The organism is Pseudomonas sp. Q1 (assembly GCF_009935975.1).
Taxonomy (GTDB): Bacteria; Pseudomonadota; Gammaproteobacteria; order Pseudomonadales; family Pseudomonadaceae; genus Aquipseudomonas; species Aquipseudomonas palleroniana.
In genome coordinates, this window is the sequence record NZ_QODI01000007.1 from 156,823 (window position 1) to 173,162 (window position 16,340).

At 62.3% G+C, this 16,340-nt stretch carries 15 protein-coding genes; 9 read left to right on the forward strand and 6 right to left on the reverse strand.

The window, feature by feature from the left end; translation table 11 throughout:
* Position 1: 1 nt before the first annotated feature.
* Together DK870_RS13065 and eat are read right to left on the reverse strand one after the other, a co-directional pair.
* A complete protein-coding gene (locus DK870_RS13065) occupies positions 2-169 on the reverse strand; it encodes a DUF2897 family protein (protein WP_008437727.1) in 168 nt (55 codons plus the stop codon).
* Between the two features lie 109 nt (positions 170-278).
* Entirely contained in the window at positions 279-1,643 is a 1,365-nt protein-coding gene (gene eat, locus DK870_RS13070; protein WP_060753228.1) for an ethanolamine permease, read from the reverse strand.
* Positions 1,644-2,043: 400 nt separating this feature from the next.
* On the opposite strand from eat, the gene kdpF reads away from it, so the two are divergent.
* The 6 genes from kdpF to DK870_RS13100 all read left to right on the forward strand — a co-directional run bounded on the left by kdpF (position 2,044) and on the right by DK870_RS13100 (position 10,019).
* Complete coding sequence (gene kdpF, locus DK870_RS13075) at positions 2,044-2,133, forward strand: K(+)-transporting ATPase subunit F (protein WP_057703805.1); 90 nt, start codon at positions 2,044-2,046, stop codon at positions 2,131-2,133.
* Between the two features lie 9 nt (positions 2,134-2,142).
* Positions 2,143-3,837: a potassium-transporting ATPase subunit KdpA gene (kdpA, locus tag DK870_RS13080; protein ID WP_161548818.1), complete on the forward strand. Its 1,695-nt coding sequence runs from the start codon at positions 2,143-2,145 to the stop codon at positions 3,835-3,837.
* A 14-nt stretch (positions 3,838-3,851) separates the two neighbouring features.
* Entirely contained in the window at positions 3,852-5,909 is a 2,058-nt protein-coding gene (gene kdpB, locus DK870_RS13085; protein ID WP_178126869.1) for a potassium-transporting ATPase subunit KdpB, read from the forward strand.
* A gap of 40 nt (positions 5,910-5,949) precedes the next feature.
* Positions 5,950-6,495, forward strand: a complete 546-nt coding sequence (gene kdpC, locus DK870_RS13090; RefSeq protein WP_161548820.1) for a potassium-transporting ATPase subunit KdpC — start codon at positions 5,950-5,952, stop codon at positions 6,493-6,495.
* A 145-nt stretch (positions 6,496-6,640) separates the two neighbouring features.
* Positions 6,641-9,292 (forward strand): sensor histidine kinase KdpD, encoded by a 2,652-nt coding sequence (locus DK870_RS13095; RefSeq protein ID WP_161548821.1) that lies wholly within the window; start codon positions 6,641-6,643, stop codon positions 9,290-9,292.
* Positions 9,293-9,329: 37 nt separating this feature from the next.
* Positions 9,330-10,019, forward strand: coding sequence for a response regulator (locus DK870_RS13100; RefSeq protein ID WP_090366049.1), 690 nt, complete (start codon positions 9,330-9,332; stop codon positions 10,017-10,019).
* 126 nt (positions 10,020-10,145) lie between these two features.
* On the opposite strand, the gene DK870_RS13105 is transcribed toward DK870_RS13100, so the two are convergent.
* Positions 10,146-11,183 (reverse strand): patatin-like phospholipase family protein, encoded by a 1,038-nt coding sequence (locus DK870_RS13105; protein ID WP_060753234.1) that lies wholly within the window; start codon positions 11,181-11,183, stop codon positions 10,146-10,148.
* Positions 11,184-11,399: 216 nt separating this feature from the next.
* On the opposite strand from DK870_RS13105, the gene DK870_RS13110 reads away from it, so the two are divergent.
* The 3 genes from DK870_RS13110 to DK870_RS13120 all read left to right on the forward strand — a co-directional run bounded on the left by DK870_RS13110 (position 11,400) and on the right by DK870_RS13120 (position 13,368).
* Positions 11,400-11,678: a hypothetical protein gene (locus tag DK870_RS13110; protein ID WP_017734442.1), complete on the forward strand. Its 279-nt coding sequence runs from the start codon at positions 11,400-11,402 to the stop codon at positions 11,676-11,678.
* A 40-nt stretch (positions 11,679-11,718) separates the two neighbouring features.
* Positions 11,719-12,480, forward strand: a complete 762-nt coding sequence (locus DK870_RS13115; protein ID WP_161548822.1) for a CHAD domain-containing protein — start codon at positions 11,719-11,721, stop codon at positions 12,478-12,480.
* A gap of 90 nt (positions 12,481-12,570) precedes the next feature.
* Complete coding sequence (locus DK870_RS13120; protein WP_161548823.1) at positions 12,571-13,368, forward strand: acyl-CoA thioesterase II; 798 nt, start codon at positions 12,571-12,573, stop codon at positions 13,366-13,368.
* Between the two features lie 2 nt (positions 13,369-13,370).
* Here DK870_RS13120 and DK870_RS13125 read toward each other — a convergent pair whose 3' ends face one another.
* The 3 genes from DK870_RS13125 to DK870_RS13135 form a co-directional block, all read right to left on the reverse strand.
* Positions 13,371-13,733: an Mpo1-like protein gene (locus DK870_RS13125; protein WP_161548824.1), complete on the reverse strand. Its 363-nt coding sequence runs from the start codon at positions 13,731-13,733 to the stop codon at positions 13,371-13,373.
* A 116-nt stretch (positions 13,734-13,849) separates the two neighbouring features.
* Positions 13,850-15,331, reverse strand: coding sequence for a methyl-accepting chemotaxis protein (locus tag DK870_RS13130; RefSeq protein ID WP_161548825.1), 1,482 nt, complete (start codon positions 15,329-15,331; stop codon positions 13,850-13,852).
* Positions 15,332-15,441: 110 nt separating this feature from the next.
* Positions 15,442-16,248, reverse strand: a complete 807-nt coding sequence (locus tag DK870_RS13135; RefSeq protein WP_060753239.1) for a TatD family hydrolase — start codon at positions 16,246-16,248, stop codon at positions 15,442-15,444.
* Positions 16,249-16,340: the final 92 nt, after the last annotated feature.

Sequence of the window (16,340 nt, forward strand, 5' to 3'; positions counted from 1 at the left end):
CTTAGCGATCCTGCGCATCCTTGGCGTCCGCCTGGGCGTTGCGTTCGGCCACGCGTTTACGTTGTTCGTCGGTGAGTTCCACCTTGTTGGCGCTGTCGCGCAGCATCAGCAGGCCACCGACGATCGACCCGATCGCTACCACTAAAATCAACCACGCATACCACGGCATAAGGCTCTCCTTGAGGCGGACTATCGTGGGAGAATTTTCCCACAGTAGTACCGCTTTGAGTCACGGGCATTCTGAGTAGTTCAGTGTAGGCCCGTTCCGCCTCAATATCTCAGAGCCCGGTCAACATCGCATCCGCCGGTGCGTCGGCGCGGTCCTGTGCGGTCATCTGGAAGTACACGAACCCCACCAGCATGAAACCCAGGAAGATCAAGCCGATCAGCGCATTGAACCAGGCCATGGCCACCAGGCACACCACGGCCAGCACCAGCGCAATGCCCGGCACGATGGGATAGCCCGGCGCGCGGAACGTACGTTCCAGCAGTGGCTCGGTCTTGCGCAGCTTGAACAGGCTGAGCATGCTCATGATGTACATCACGATGGCACCGAACACCGCCATGGTGATCATGGCCGCTGTCAGTGTCATGCCGCCCAGGTTGATCAGGCCATCGCTGTAGATGGCGGCGATGCCGACCACGCCACCGGCGATGATCGCCCGGTGCGGTGTCTGAAAACGCGACAGTTTGGCCAGGAAGGACGGCAGGTAGCCCGCACGCGCCAGGGCAAAGAACTGACGCGAGTAGCCGAGGATGATGCCGTGGAAACTGGCCACCAGCCCGAACAGGCCAATCCAGACCAGCATGTGCAGCCAGCCCGAACCGTTACCGACCACGGCCTTCATGGCTTGGGGCAGCGGGTCGTTGATGTTCGACAGTGCACGCCAGTCGCCCACGCCGCCGGCAAAGAACATCACGCCCATGGCCAGGATTACCAGCGTCAGGATGCCGCTGATATAGGCTTTCGGGATGGTGCGTTTCGGATCTTTCGCCTCTTCGGCCGCCATGGCGGCACCTTCAATAGCCAGGAAGAACCAGATGGCGAAGGGGATCGCCGCGAACATCCCGGCAATCGCCGGCGCGCCGAAGGTATCCGCACCGGCCCAGCCATTGAGGGCAAAGTTGCTGAAGCTGAATGCCGGCGCGACCACGCCCATGAAGACCAGCAATTCGGCGACCGCGAGTACACACACCACCAGTTCGAACGTGGCAGCGAGCTTCACCCCGAGAATGTTGAGGCCCATGAACACGATGTAGGCACCGACGGCTGCGTGTTTCGGGTCCAGTGCGGGGAACTGCACATTCAGGTAAGCACCGATGGCCAAGGCGATGGCGGGGGGCGCAAACACAAACTCGATCAAGGTCGCGAGACCGGCGATCAAGCCGCCTTTTTCACCAAAGGCGCGGCGGCTGTAGGCAAACGGCCCACCGGCATGGGGGATGGCAGTCGTCAGCTCGGTGAAGCTGAAGATAAAGCAGGTGTACATCGCCGCGACCATCAGCGACGTCACCAGAAACCCCAGCGTGCCTGCCACGCCCCAGCCGTAGCTCCAGCCAAAATACTCGCCGGAAATCACCAGGCCGACCGCGATGCCCCACAGGTGCAAGGTGCCCAAAGTGGGTTTGAGTTGTGTATTCATTATGGGGTGCTCCCTGAACCGGTTGGAATGATTCAAGGTGTTGCAGCGGCCATGCCAGCCCACGCAACCGTGTCGTAAAGACACGCTACTGTCGTCGGGGGAACGGTTTGGCGTTTGAAAGTCGCTGGAGTTGCACCAGCAAAGTGCGGCAGTGACTCGACTGGCGCTTTCGCGAGCAAGCCCGCTCCCACACTTCACCGAGGTTCATCAGAAAATACGCGGTCAAGTGTGGGAGCGGGCTTGCTCGCGAAGAGGCCCTCCCAGCCCCTGTAAACCTCCTGTAAAGCCACTCTTTACGCCGTCTTTACGCCCCACCCACGCCCTCGGTCTCGTTCCTTTACGCCGCTCCTGCGGACAATTGCCTCACACGCGGCAATCGCCGCAAAACGGAGAGACTTCCATGAGCGTTCTGGACGCGGTGTCACTGCTATTGGCCGTGGCGCTGTTCATTTATCTGCTGGTTGCGCTGTTACGCGCGGATCGGAACTAGGAGCGGGCTATGCACAGTTATGACTATTGGCTGATCATCGCCTTTTTTGCCATGGTGCTGGTGCCGGCGCCGTTCCTGGGGCGGTTCTACTACAAGGTGATGGAAGGCCAGCGCACGTGGTTGAGCCCGGTTTTGGCGCCGGTGGAAAAAGCCTGCTATCGCCTGTCGGGCGTCGACGAGCACCAGGAGCAAAGCTGGCAGAAGTACACGCTGGCGCTGATCGCGTTTAACCTGGCCGGTTTTGTGTTGCTGTTTGCGATCCTGCTGTTCCAGGACTACCTCCCACTGAACCCGCAGAAATTGCCGGGGCAGGAGTGGACGCTGGCCTTCAACACCGCGGTCAGTTTCATGACCAATACCAACTGGCAGAACTACAGCGGCGAAGCGTCCCTGAGCTACCTCAGCCAGATGGTCGGCCTGACCGTGCAGAACTTCGTCAGCGCCGCCACCGGCCTGGCCGTCCTGGTCGCGCTCTGCCGCGGTATTGGTCGCAAGTCCACCAAGACCTTGGGTAACTTCTGGGTCGATATGACCCGCGCCACCCTCTATGGCCTGTTGCCCTTGTGCCTGGTGCTTGCGCTGTTCCTGGTATGGCAGGGCGTACCGCAGACCTTCGCGCATTACGTGGACGCCGTGACCCTGCAAGGCGTGGATCAAGTGATTCCGCTGGGCCCTGCGGCCAGCCAGATTGCGATCAAACAACTGGGCACCAACGGCGGCGGTTTCTTCGGCGTCAACTCTGCCCATCCCTTCGAAGACCCGACTGCTTGGGCCAACCTGTTTGAATTGGCCGCGATCATCCTGATCCCCGTGGCACTGGTGTTCACCTTCGGTCACTACGTCAAGGACCTGCGCCAGAGCCGCGCGATCCTGGGCTGCATGCTGGCCCTGTTCCTGATTGGTGGCGCGACTTCGCTGTGGGCCGAATACCAGCCCAACCCGACCCTGAGCAACCCGGCGGTTGAGCAAACCGCACCGCTTGAGGGTAAAGAAGCGCGCTTCGGCACCACCGGTACCGTGCTGTGGTCGGTGACTACCACGGCGGCGTCCAACGGTTCGGTCAACGGCATGCAAGACAGCCTCAATCCCCTGAGCGGGATGGTGGCGCTGGTCAACATGATGGTCGGCGAAGTGATCTTCGGCGGCGTCGGCGCGGGCATGTACGGCATGTTGCTCAACGTGTTGATCGCGGTCTTCCTCGCCGGCCTGATGATCGGCCGAACTCCCGAATACCTGGGCAAGAAGCTGCAGGCCAAGGAAGTGCAATTACTCGTCGTGACCCTGCTGGTCATGCCGGTGGGTGTGCTGGTACTCGGCGCTATCGCCGCCAGCCTGCCCGGCCCGGCCGGTGCCATCAGTAACCCAGGGCCGCATGGGTTCAGCCAGTTGCTGTATGCCTATACCTCGGCCAGCGCCAACAACGGCTCGGCGTTCGGCGGTTTCAGTGGCAACACCGCATTCCATAACCTGATGTTGGGCCTGGGCATGTTGATCGGCCGCTTCGGCTACATCCTCCCGGTACTGGCCCTGGCCGGCAGCCTGGCGATGAAGAAGACCGCGCCGATCGGCCAGAACAGCTTCCCCACCCACGGCCCGCTGTTCGTGACGTTGTTGACCGTGACCATCTTGCTGGTGGGCGGCCTGACTTTCCTGCCGACACTGGCGTTGGGCCCCATCGCCGAACACTTGAGCATGGGCTTCTGATAAGGGATATGACAATGAATATGCCTGCAAAAAATGCGGCTTCCGTAGCCACCCAGGAACCCGCCAAAACCGCCATCTCCGCCCTGTGGCGCCGGGCGCTGGGCCAGGCTTTCGTCAAGCTGGACCCACGGCAGCTGCAACGCTCGCCGGTCATGCTGGTGGTGGAACTGACCGCCATCCTGACGACCGTGTTGTGCTTCGTGCCCGACACCGCCGTGCCGACCTTTGTCGCCGTGCAAATCGCGGTGTGGCTGTGGTTCACCGTGTTGTTCGCCAACTTCGCCGAAGCCTTGGCCGAAGGTCGCGGCAAGGCCCGCGCCGACAGCCTCAAGGCCGGCAGTGAAGGTCTGAGCGCACGGCGTAAAGAGGCCGATGGCAGTTTCAAGGTGGTGCCGGCCACCAGCCTGCGCAAAGGCGATGTGGTCCGCGTTGCCGCCGGGGAAATGATCCCCGGTGACGGCGAGGTCATCGAAGGGATCGCGGCGGTCAACGAAGCGGCGATCACGGGCGAATCCGCGCCGGTGATCCGCGAGTCCGGCGGCGACCGTTCGGCCGTCACCGGCAACACCCGGCTGGTGTCGGACTGGTTGCTGATCCGCATCAGCGCCAACCCCGGTGAGTCGACCCTGGATCGTATGATCGCCCTCGTGGAAGGCGCCAAACGTCAGAAAACCCCCAACGAAGTCGCGTTGGACATTTTGCTGATCGGCCTGACCCTGATCTTCCTGTTGGTGGTGGTGACCCTGCAGCCGTTCGCTCACTTCGCCAATGGCAGCTTGCCGCTGGTGTTCCTGGTCGCACTGCTGGTGACGTTGATTCCTACCACCATTGGTGGGCTGTTGTCGGCCATCGGTATCGCCGGCATGGACCGCCTGGTGCGCCTCAACGTGATTGCCAAGTCCGGGCGTGCGGTGGAAGCGGCGGGGGATGTACACGTATTGCTGCTGGATAAGACCGGCACCATCACGTTCGGCAACCGTCGCTGCGCGGCAGTGCTCGCAGCGCCTGGCGTCAGCGGCCGGGACCTGGCCGAAGGTGCCTTGCTGGCGTCGCTGGCGGACGACACGGCCGAAGGCAAGTCCATCGTCGAATACCTGCGCGCCCTGCACCCCCAGGCCGAGCCGACCCTGGATCAACTGACCGCCGTGCCGTTCAGTGCCGAAACCCGTTTATCGGGTGTCGACTACCAGGGCCGTGTGTACCGCAAAGGTGCCGTGGATTCGCTGCTGGCATTCATTGGCCAACAACGTCGTGATCTGCAACCGGCACTGTCCCGCGAAATCGACAAGATTGCCCAGAGCGGCGGCACACCGCTGCTGGTGTGCGCCGATGGCAAATTGCTGGGTGCGATCCATCTCAAGGACGTGGTCAAGCCTGGCATCCGCGAGCGTTTCGCCGAGTTGCGCAAACTGGGCATCCGCACGGTGATGGTCACCGGCGACAACCCGCTGACCGCCGCCGCGATTGCCGCCGAGGCGGGTGTGGACGACGTGCTGGCCGAAGCCACGCCGGAGAAGAAACTTGCCCGCATTCGCCACGAACAGAACGACGGCCGGTTGGTGGCGATGTGCGGTGACGGCGCCAACGATGCCCCGGCACTGGCCCAGGCCGACGTCGGCATGGCTATGAATGATGGCACCCAGGCCGCTCGCGAAGCCGCCAACATGGTCGACCTCGACAGCGACCCGACCAAGCTGCTGGACGTGGTACAGATCGGCAAGGAGTTGCTGGTCACCCGTGGTGCGTTGACCACCTTTTCCATCGCCAACGACGTGGCCAAGTATTTCGCGATCCTGCCGGCGCTGTTTGCCGCGATCTACCCGCAGTTGGGCGTGCTCAACGTCATGCACTTGCAGAGCCCGCAAAGCGCGATTCTCTCGGCCATCGTGTTCAACGCGCTGATCATTGTGGTGCTGATTCCGCTGGCGCTGCGCGGTGTGCGCGTGCAGGCGGCGAGTGCGGCGGCGCTGTTGCGGCGCAACCTGCTGATCTATGGGTTGGGCGGGATTCTGGTGCCGTTCGTGGGTATCAAGGCGATCGACATGCTGTTGACCGCACTGCACCTGGTGTAACCCACCCCCACTGGTTTGTCGATTTATTGAGGATGTGAAGATGACTAACATGATCCGCCCGGCCCTGAGCCTGCTGGTCCTCATGACCCTGATCACCGGCGTGGCTTACCCCTTGGTCGTCACCGGTGTCGCCCAGGTGGCGTTTCCCGACCAGGCCAATGGCAGCCTGGTGCGCGATGGTAGCGGCAAGGTGCGCGGCTCCAGCCTGATCGCACAGGACTTTACCGGTGACAGCTGGTTCCATCCGCGCCCGTCGGCCGGTGCCTTTGCGACGGTGTCCAGCAGCGCCAGCAACCTGGGCCCAAGCAACCCGGCGCTGGCAACGCGCATTTTTGATGACGCGAATAAACAGTGGGTGCCCAGCCAGGGCCCGGTCCCTCTGGCATCGCTGACTACCTCCGGCAGCGGTCTTGATCCACACTTGCCACCGCAGGCAATTGCCTATCAACTGGCGCGGGTGGCGGCCGCGCGGAATGTGCCGGTCTCGACCTTGCAGCGGTTGTTGGATGAACATATCGAAAGCCCGTTGGTGGGGCCGCCGGTGGTTAATGTATTGGCACTGAACATGGCCCTGGAAAAACTCTGATCCCGTGTGGGAGGGGGCTTGCTCCCGATAGCAGTGTCTCAGCTACAGATAGTGCAACTGACCCACCGCTATCGGGAGCAAGCCCCCTCCCACCGTTGATCTTCATCGAGCCAGATTAGATAAATACCTGAAGGACACTGCCCGCATGAGCGACTCCGGCCGCGCCGATGCCCTGTTAGCCGAACTGCCCCGGGACGGCCGTGGCCGGCTCAAAGTTTTCCTCGGTGCCGCGCCGGGTGTGGGCAAGACCTACGCCATGCTCCAGGCCGCGCACACCCAGCTGCGCCAGGGCGTGCGGCTGATCGCCGGGGTGGTCGAAACCCACGGCCGCGCCGAAACCGAAGCCCTGCTCAGTGGCCTGCCGCAGCAACCCTTGGTACGCAGCGAATACCGCGGCGTGATGCTCGAAGAAATGGACCTCGACGGCCTGCTGACCGCCAAACCCAAGCTGGTGCTGGTGGACGAACTGGCCCACAGCAACGCCCCCGGCAGCCGTCACGAAAAACGCTGGCAAGACATCCAGGAGCTGCTCGCCGCCGGCATCAACGTGTTCACCACGGTCAACGTCCAGCACCTGGAAAGCCTCAACGACCAGGTCCGTGGCATCACGGGCGTGCAAGTGCGTGAAACCCTGCCGGACTGGGTGCTGCAAGAGGCTGACGAATTACTCTTGATCGACCTGCCATCGCGCGAGCTGCTGGAGCGTTTGCGCGACGGCAAAGTCTACGTGCCGGAACAGGCGCGCGCGGCGATCGACGCGTTTTTTACCCAGACCAACCTGATGGCTTTGCGCGAGCTGGCGATGCAAACCGCCGCCGCGCACGTCGATGATGACTTGGCTCAAGGCTATCGTCAGCTCGGCCAGGCGGCACCGACGGTACGCGGACGCTTGTTGGTGGGAGTGGATGGCGATGCCCAGGCCGAACGTCTGGTGCGGCACGCCAGCCGCGTGGCCCAGCGTCGGCATTTACCCTGGAGCCTGGTGCATGTCGACAACGGCCGCGCACGCGATGAGCAATCACGCCTGCACCTGCAGAATGCCCAGCAACTGGCTGAGCGGCTCGGGGGTGAGGTCGTCCTGCTGCGGGCGGGGGAAGTGGCGAAAACCCTGATCCAGCATGCCGCCGAACGTCGTGCCAGCTTGTTGCTGGTGGGGCAGTCACGGATGCGTTGGCGCCGCCGCTTGTTTGGCGGTGGCTTGGCGGCGCGCTTGCTGCGCAATGCGCGGGGCCTGGAAATCAACGTGCTCGACAGCGACGACATGCCCGCACCGCCGCGCCTGCCGGACGTGCGCGGGCTGGTCTGGTTCGACTACGGCCTGGCGGTGCTGGCGACCATCGTCGCGGCGGCGTTGGCCTGGGCGGTGGCCAGTGTGTTGCCGCTGCCGAATATCTCCCTGGTGTTTCTCGCGGCCGTCTTGCTGGTGGCGGTACGCAGCAGCCTGGGACCGGCCCTGGTGTGCGCCGCGTTGTCGTTCCTGACCTACGACTTCCTGTTTATCCCACCAAATTTCTCGTTTGCCATCCAGCGTGAAGAAGACGTGCTGACCCTGCTGTTCTTCTTGTTGATGGCGGCCTTGACCGGCAACCTTGCTGCGCGTCAACGCCGGCAATTGCAGGCCCTGCGCGATACCCAGGAAGAAACCAGCGAACTGCTCGACCTGTCGCGCAAACTCACTGCCGCCACCGATCGCCAGGCGGTGATCAGCGCGGCGGCGCATCATCTGGAAGGCTGGAGTGACCTCGACCTGTGCCTGGTCAACCGTGACGGCCAGGGCGGTTGGAAGGTCGAGACCGGCAGCCCGCTGACCCTGACCGAAGCCGAACGCGCCGCCGCCGATTGGGCCTGGCAACACGATCAACCGGCCGGCATGGGCACGGGCACCTTGCCATTCGGGCGCTGGTGGTGGTGGCCGTTATCGAGCGAGGAGGGGCCTTTGGGTTTGCTCGGTGTCAGCCCCAAGCCCGGTCTGGAGTTGAGCGGCCAACGCCGTCGCTTGCTCACGGCGTTGAGCCAGCCGCTGGCACAGGCGTTGGCGCGGGCTCAGTTGGGCCAGGAACTTGAATCCGCTCGGCTGCATGGCGAAACCGAACAGTTGCGCAGCGCGTTGCTGGCGTCGGTGTCCCACGATTTGCGCACGCCGTTGACCTCCATGCGCGGCAGCATCGACAGTCTGTTGGCTCTCGGCGAGGCGATCCCTCTGGAAGATCGCCGCGAGTTGCTTGAAGGCACCCGCGATGAAGCCGAGCGCCTCGACCGTTACATCCAGAACCTGCTGGATATGACGCGCCTGGGGCATGGTGCGTTGAAGCTGGCGCGCGACTGGGTGTCACCCGGCGATATCGTCGGCAGTGCTCTCGCTCGTTTGCGCGCCGTGCTGGCGCCGTTGCGCGTAAGCACCGATGTGCCGGCTGAACTGCCGCTGTTGTATGTCCATGCCGCATTGATCGAACAAGCCTTGGTCAATGTGCTGGAAAACGCCGCACGTTTTTCGCCGCCTCAGGGCCGCTTGCAGCTGACTGCCGGCGTGGCGGACGAGCAGCTGTTTTTCGCGGTGGCCGATGAGGGCCCGGGGATCCCCGAGGATGAGCGGGCGAAGATTTTCGATATGTTCTACACCGCTGCCCGTGGTGACCGGGGCGGGCAGGGCACGGGCCTGGGCCTGGCGATCTGCCAGGGCATGGTTGGCGCGCACGGTGGGCATATCAGCGTGGCCGATGGCATCGACGGGCGGGGCACTTGCATCACTTTGTTCCTGCCTTTACCGACACAACCTGGCTTGGAACACGGGGCCTGAGCTACCCTCTTTTCTCCACGGATTTTGATTGGACACCATGAGCCAGACCGCGACGATTCTAGTCATTGATGACGAACCGCAGATCCGCAAATTCCTGCGCATCAGCCTGGCCTCCCAAGGCTATAAGGTGATCGAAGCCGGCACCGGCAACGAAGGCCTGGCCCAAGCGGCGTTGAGCAAACCGGACTTGCTGGTCCTTGACCTTGGCCTGCCCGACATGGACGGCCAGCAAGTGCTGCGCGAGTTTCGCGAGTGGTCGACCGTGCCGGTGCTGGTGCTGTCGGTGCGGGCCAGCGAAGGTCAGAAGGTCGAGGCCCTCGACGGCGGCGCCAATGACTACGTGACCAAGCCGTTCGGCATCCAGGAGTTTCTCGCCCGCGTGCGTGCATTGCTGCGCCAGGCGCCGGTGGGTGAGGCCCAGGAGGCCGCCTTGAATTTTGGCCCCCTGACGGTGGACCTGGCCTATCGCCGCGTGCTGTTGGACGGTGCCGAAGTGGCGCTTACCCGCAAGGAATATGCGGTACTGGCGCAGTTGGCCCGGCATCCGGGACGGGTGATCACCCAGCAACAACTGCTCAAGGACATCTGGGGGCCAACCCATACCGAGGATAGCCACTACCTGCGCATCGTCGTGGGCCATCTGCGGCAGAAGCTGGCGGACGACCCCACTCAGCCAAGGTTTATCGTGACCGAGGCGGGCGTGGGGTATCGGTTGTTGAATGCCTAGATTGCGGGTGCCTGTTCCGACGCCATCGGGAGCAAGCCCCCACATTTGAGCACATTCCAAAAGTAGAACTCGGTCCCCTGTGGGAGGGGGCTTGCTCCCGATGAGGCCATCAGCTACAGCTCAACTTCAGTGCTGCTCACTCTCATACCGATCCAGCGTATCACTGGCAATCTCCCGCCCCAGCGCGATCAACTCCGGCGCTTTGTAGAACTCGAAAAACCGGCACACCCGTTTCGGCACGTTGATCAGCACGTCGGGCGGGTAACCGGCAATCTTGTACTGCGCCAATGACGTCTGCATCACCTCGAAACTCTGGTTGATCAGGTCCAGCAGTGACGCCGGGCCGACGTTGTCGATGATGAACGACCCGGTTGCGGACTTCGGTGCGCCTTCTTTTTCCGGCGCTGCGGCGGGCTGCTGTGCTTCGGGTTCGGCCGACTCCAGCCATGGGTTGATCTCTGCCGCTTCGGCCTGCAATGCCTCCTGTTCCAGCTTCAGTAACTGTTCAGCCTGTTTACGTCGAAACGGCAGGTGTGAGCCCAGGGATCTGGCCAGGTTATTGAAGCGACTCTTGAACGCAGGCGGGCGCTGGATCACCGGCAACTGGTAGTGTTTTTGATTGGTGGCATTGAGGTTGACCGCGATGATCAAGTCGCAATGGCTCGACACCACCGGCACGATCGGCAATGGGTTGAGCAGGCCGCCGTCGACCAGCATGCGGTTGCCCTGCATCACGGGGGTAAACAGGCTGGGGATCGCCGCGGAGGCACGCATGGCTTGGTGCAGGCAGCCTTCCTGAAACCAGATTTCCTGTTGGTTGGTCAGGTCGGTGGCGACGGCGGTGTAGGGAATGCGCAGCTCTTCGATATTGAGTTCGCCAACGATCTTGCGGATCTGCCCGAACACTTTCTCGCCACGAATCGCGCCCAGGCGAAAGCTCACATCCACCAGGCGCAGTACGTCGAGGTAGTCGAGGCTTTCGATCCAGTTTCGATACTCGTCCAGCTTGCCGGCGGCGTAGATCCCACCCACCACCGCGCCCATGGAACAGCCGGCGATACAGGCGATGTCATAGCCACGCCGTTCGATTTCTTCGATCACGCCGATATGGGCGTACCCTCGGGCTCCGCCGGAACCCAGTACCAAGGCCACACGTTTCTTCATGAGCTGATCCTTCGCAAAACAGTTGACCACAATGCGCTCATCCGAGGGGCGGCTCAATCTTCGTCGATGTGCGGAATATTTTTGCTGCTTGGCCAGGGCGCTCGGGTATGCTCTGGCGATCGTCAGTTATGCTTTTGGGCGGCCAGACAAGGCACTTTTCCTTGTAGGCAACGTCTACAGCCTACGACTGTTTCTGTTTATTTTGAGGTGTCATCAATGAAAGCCTGGATGTGTGTGCCTGTGATCGTGTTGGCCCTGGCCGGTTGCGCTGGGAAAACGGCTTACCGTGATAGCTGTGGCACGCAATTGGATGCCGCCTGGCATGAGCTGGACCTGGCCAAGGCTGAAGGCTTTGCCGGGACAGTCAGTTACTCCAAGGCCCTGTCTTTGTTGACTGGCGCCAAGACCCAGCAGCAGTTCGAAGCCTTTGAGGGGTGCGCCAACAAGGCCGAGAAAGCACGCTTCTATATTCGTGAGTCGCGTGCCGGCCGTTAAGCCGTAGCGACAGAGCATTTCATCGTCAGCGGAGGAAGGGATGTCAGCTTTGGTCGATCAGTTAGTCGCTCAGGTCATTGGCCTGGAAGTAGGGTTACTGAGCTGCCAGGCTCGCCTCGCTGCCATCACCGACGATGAGGCCTTGCATGATCTGCGCACCACCGTGCGGCGTCTGCGCAGCCTGTTGCGGCCCCTGCGCGGCTTGCCGGGGGTGGAGCAACTTGAATTGGCCGCCAGTGCGGTGGGTCAATTGACCACGCCCCTGCGCGACCGAGAAGTACTGGCCGCCTACCTGCACCAGCAGGGATATCATGAGGCGGCTGCGCGGCGTTTGCGCTTGCAACCCGAGGCTTATCGGCAGGTTGCGCAATCCCCCGAAGTGGCCCACCTGCTGTTGATCCTCGATGCTTTCCCCAGGTTTATTCGTGCGTCCGAGCACCAGAAGTTGCTCAAGGGCTTGCGCCCGCGCATCGAAAAGCGTCTGGCCAAGCAATGGCAAAAGCTCGGTGACGCCTTGAAGGACCCCGATCATGACCGTCACCGTCTACGGTTGCTGATCAAGCGCGTGCGCTACGCGGCCGAGGCGTATCCCAACCTGGACAAACTCCCCGCCAAAGCAATGTCCCGTCTCAAGCGTGCCCAAAGCGCGTTGGGCGATTGGCACGACTGCTGGCAGTGGCTGGCCCAGGCCGAACACCAAGCGGATTTGCAACCCTGCGTTGCGGTGTGGCATCGCACCATGGCCCAGGCAGAAGGGCACGCGGATCGGGTGCTGGATAAACTCAGCGCCGATTGTTTCTGAACCGGTCCGGTTTTTGGCCGGTATGGGCGCTGTGCAGTCACCCCACGCTGGTTAAGATCACCCCATCCGTGTTCTTGATGTGAGGTCCCGATGCGCTTTAGTGATTTGCTCGATGCCGCCCGTAGCAACCCGCTGGATGTGACCATTCCGGCCGAATGGGGCCAGGGCCGGGCTACGTTTGGTGGGTTGGTCGCCGCCTTGCAATATGAAGCCCTGCGCGCGCAGGTACCGGCGGACCGTCCGTTACGCTCACTGGCGATCACCTTCGTCGGCCCGGTTGAGCCTGAGGTAGCCGCCAGTTACCACGTGGAAGTATTGCGCGAAGGCAAAGCCGTCAGCCAGTTGCTCGGCCGTGTGGTGCAGAACGGCGAAGTCGCGACCCTGGTCCAGGCCAGCTTTGGCGCTGCGCGTGAGTCGCAGATTGACGTCGCAAGCGAACCTGCACCGGTGTTCAAACACTGGGATGAATGCCAGGAGTTGCCGTACATCAAAGGTGTGACACCTGAGTTCATGCGGCACCTGGCCATGCGATGGAGTGTCGGCGGGCTGCCGTTCACCGGCAATAAATCACGCGATATGGGCGGTTGGGTGCGCCTGTGCGGAGATGTGAAGGAAGAGGCGTTGACCGAGGCGCATATCCTCGCTCTGGTGGACGCTTGGCCACCGGCCTTGCTGCCGCACCTGAGCAAACCCGCGCCGGGCAGCACCCTGACCTGGACCATCGAATTTATCCAGCCGTTGCAGCACCTGACCACCCTCGACTGGTGCCAGTACTACGTCAATATCGAACACGCCCGCGACGGCTACGGGCATGCTGCTGCCGCACTCTGGAGCCCGAGCGGCGAGTTGATCGCCATCAGCCGCCAGAGCGTCGTGGTCTTCGCCTGACCTCAATGCCGGTGGCGCTGTCGCCAGGCACGCCACCAGCCACCGCTCAATACAAAACGCGGAAACGTCACGAACTGTTCGACCACCAGCCGTTGCACCGCATCTTTACGATCACTGAAGGGCTCACTGGCCTGGGCTTCCAGGCTATGGCCATGGCGCTGCAACGCCAGGCCAGCCAGGATGCCGATGATGCCCACGGCAACGCTGGCCAGGCTCAGGCTGAACACCCCGGATACGATCAACAGAAACCCGATGATAAACAGCGGCACGGCAATCAGGTGCAGCGCCAGGTTGGTCGGGTGTTGATGGTTCTGTGGGTAGTTACGCCATTGCCAGGCGGGGAGATTGGGGTGACGTTTGCCCATGATGGTGAATCCTCTGTCCGTTGAAACAACATGCAGAGGAGTTTAGGCGGGGTGGGGCGGGTGGGCGAATTGGGGCTGACTATGGGGGCCATAGCCAGCCTTGCTTGGCTATTGCGTCAGAGCTTCAGCTGCCCGATCGCCTTGCTCAGTGCTCCCGCCAGCGTCGCCAGTTCATTGCTGGTGCTGGCCGAGCCCACGGTCTGTTGCACGGTGTTTTCCGTCACATCGCGAATACTCACCACCGCCCGGTTCATTTCTTCGGCGACATGGCTTTGCTGCTCGGCGGCCACGGCGATCTGCGTGTTGCTCTCGCGCATCTGTGCCACGGCCCCCGTGATTTCGGCCAGTGCGGCGCCGGCTTCCTGGGCCTGCTGCACGCAGTCGTCGGCCTTGAATGAGCTTTCCTGCATGAAATCCACCGCATCGCGAGTACCGGCTTGCAGCGCCGAGACCATGCGGGTGATTTCGTCGGTGGAGCTTTGCACGCGTTTGGCGAGGTTGCGCACTTCGTCGGCGACTACGGCGAAGCCCCGGCCCATTTCCCCGGCGCGAGCGGCTTCGATGGCGGCGTTGAGGGCGAGCAGGTTGGTCTGTTCGGCGATGCTGTGGATCACGCTGACTACGCCGTTGATTTTCTGGCTGTCCTCGGCAAGTTTCTGGATCATTTCCGCTGTTTGTTGTACGCCGGTGGACAGCCCGGCAATGGAGTGTTGCACGCGGATGACCACCTCCTGGCCGCTGCCTGCAAGGGTGTCGGCGGTCTGGGACAGGTCGCGGGTGGCGCCGGCGTGTTGGGCGATGTGGTGGACGGTGGCGGTCATCTCATTGATCGCCGTGGCGGCCTGGTCGGTTTCGCTCTGCTGGCCGAGCATGCCGTGTTGCACTTCGTTCATGCTGCTGGCCAGGCGTGCGGCGCCCTCGTCCAGTTGCCGAGCGGTGTTTGCCACGGTGTTGACCACGCGCTGGTAGCCGGCCTGCATGGCGTTGAACGCGCTGGCCATCTGGCCGACTTCGTCTTTGCAGGCCAGGGGCACGCGGGCCGACAGATCGCCGGTTTTCTCAACGTGCAGCATCACGTCCTTGAGGGTATTGAGTTGACTGAGCAGGAAACGAATCAGCAGTTGCGAGGCACCGAGCATCGCCAGCATCAGGATCAGCACGGCCACGGCGTAGTTGGCGAAGCGTTCGGCGAAGACCTGGCTCAGGCTGCGTCCGTAGGCCAACACGGCGATCTGTGGCCCGTCGGCACGTGCAATGACTTCAGCACCGATCAGCGGGTTTTCACCGAACAGGGCCCTGTGATTCAGCTCGACCCAGCCGCTGGCGCTGCTGAGGGCTGACAGATCCTGGTCTGCCAATTGTGGGACTTGGCCCCGGGCAAACGTCAACCAATGCTCGTCCGTGGGCAGCGCCTTGTCGGCAGGCCAGGCCGCGAGCAATCGTGCTTGCGCTTGCGCCGAGGTTCGGGCCGCATCGTTGCGTGCCTGTTGTTCGAGCTGCACGGCGTACAACACCAGCAACAGGGTGGTGATGAAGGCCACCGCGTTGACGGCCCAGAATTTGTATTTCAGCGAGATATTGCTAAGCCAGGCACCCATGGAAGGTTTTCTCTGATAGCGGAAACAGCATTGGCAAGGTGCCATTATTGTGCCGCTATTCAGAAATCCGGTTTTGACATGGGTCAATGCACCGCATCGACACGGTTGTCTCAACCCAGGCAGGGCAGCCCAAAAAACGCACGGGCACAGGCTGTGCTGTGTTCGGCCAGATCTTCCGGGGTTTCGCTGCGGTGCAGGGCAACCTCATGCAGCACCTGCGGCAAATAGGCCGGTTCATTGCGACCATTTTTCGGCTTTGGTCGCAGGGTGCGCGGCAGCAGGTAGGGCGCGTCACTTTCCAGCATCAGGCGCCCGCGCGGGATTTCCCTGACCAGTGGATGCAGATGTGTCCCACGGCGTTCGTCGCAGATCCAGCCGGTGATGCCGATATGCAGGTCAAGGTCGAGGTAGCTGAAGAGCGCCTGCTGCTCGCCGGTGAAGCAATGCACCACGGCGGCGGTCAGGTGGTCGCGGTAATCCTTGAGGATCTCCAGCAGGCGCTGGTTGGCATCGCGTTCGTGGAGAAACACCGGCAGTTTCAACTCGACCGCCAGGGCCAGGTGCTCTTCGAGGACTTTTTCCTGCTGAGGGCGCGGGGAAAAGTCCCGGTTGAAATCCAGCCCGCATTCGCCCACGGCACGTACCCGGCCTTCGCTGAGCAAGCCGCGTAAACGCTGGGCGCTGTCGCCGTTCCAGTCGCTGGCGGAGTGCGGATGGATGCCCGCCGTGCTGAACAGGTGCTGGCCGCTGTCGTCGAGTTTTACGCACAGTTCCAAGGCTTGTTCGCTGCCGTCGACACTGGTACCGGTCAGCACCAATTGTTGTACGCCGGCGGCATAGGCGCGATCGAGAACGGCTTGATGCCTCTCGTCGAAACTGGGGTTGGTCAGGTTGACGCCGATATCAATGAGTTGCATGGTGCTATCTCCGCCTGCGGCCGGAAAGCATATCAGAGCTGTAGATTTATAAGAAAACGAAGAACTACAACGAGTTAAAGCTGTCTTTGAAC

Bases quoted from the DNA above. Each gene is read 5' to 3' on its own strand.
- DK870_RS13135 (WP_060753239.1), bottom strand. From the start codon at position 16,248: ATGCAACTCATTGATATCGGCGTCAACCTGACCAACCCCAGTTTCGAC.
- DK870_RS13095 (WP_161548821.1), top strand. From the start codon at position 6,641: ATGAGCGACTCCGGCCGCGCCGATGCCCTGTTAGCCGAACTGCCCCGG.
- DK870_RS13115 (WP_161548822.1), top strand. From the start codon at position 11,719: ATGTCAGCTTTGGTCGATCAGTTAGTCGCTCAGGTCATTGGCCTGGAA.
- kdpA (WP_161548818.1), top strand. From the start codon at position 2,143: ATGCACAGTTATGACTATTGGCTGATCATCGCCTTTTTTGCCATGGTG.
- DK870_RS13105 (WP_060753234.1), bottom strand. From the start codon at position 11,183: ATGAAGAAACGTGTGGCCTTGGTACTGGGTTCCGGCGGAGCCCGAGGG.
- kdpC (WP_161548820.1), top strand. From the start codon at position 5,950: ATGACTAACATGATCCGCCCGGCCCTGAGCCTGCTGGTCCTCATGACC.
- kdpB (WP_178126869.1), top strand. From the start codon at position 3,852: ATGAATATGCCTGCAAAAAATGCGGCTTCCGTAGCCACCCAGGAACCC.
- eat (WP_060753228.1), bottom strand. From the start codon at position 1,643: ATGAATACACAACTCAAACCCACTTTGGGCACCTTGCACCTGTGGGGC.
- DK870_RS13110 (WP_017734442.1), top strand. From the start codon at position 11,400: ATGAAAGCCTGGATGTGTGTGCCTGTGATCGTGTTGGCCCTGGCCGGT.
- DK870_RS13130 (WP_161548825.1), bottom strand. From the start codon at position 15,331: ATGGGTGCCTGGCTTAGCAATATCTCGCTGAAATACAAATTCTGGGCC.
- DK870_RS13120 (WP_161548823.1), top strand. From the start codon at position 12,571: ATGCGCTTTAGTGATTTGCTCGATGCCGCCCGTAGCAACCCGCTGGAT.
- DK870_RS13065 (WP_008437727.1), bottom strand. From the start codon at position 169: ATGCCGTGGTATGCGTGGTTGATTTTAGTGGTAGCGATCGGGTCGATC.
- DK870_RS13100 (WP_090366049.1), top strand. From the start codon at position 9,330: ATGAGCCAGACCGCGACGATTCTAGTCATTGATGACGAACCGCAGATC.
- DK870_RS13125 (WP_161548824.1), bottom strand. From the start codon at position 13,733: ATGGGCAAACGTCACCCCAATCTCCCCGCCTGGCAATGGCGTAACTAC.
- kdpF (WP_057703805.1), top strand. From the start codon at position 2,044: ATGAGCGTTCTGGACGCGGTGTCACTGCTATTGGCCGTGGCGCTGTTC.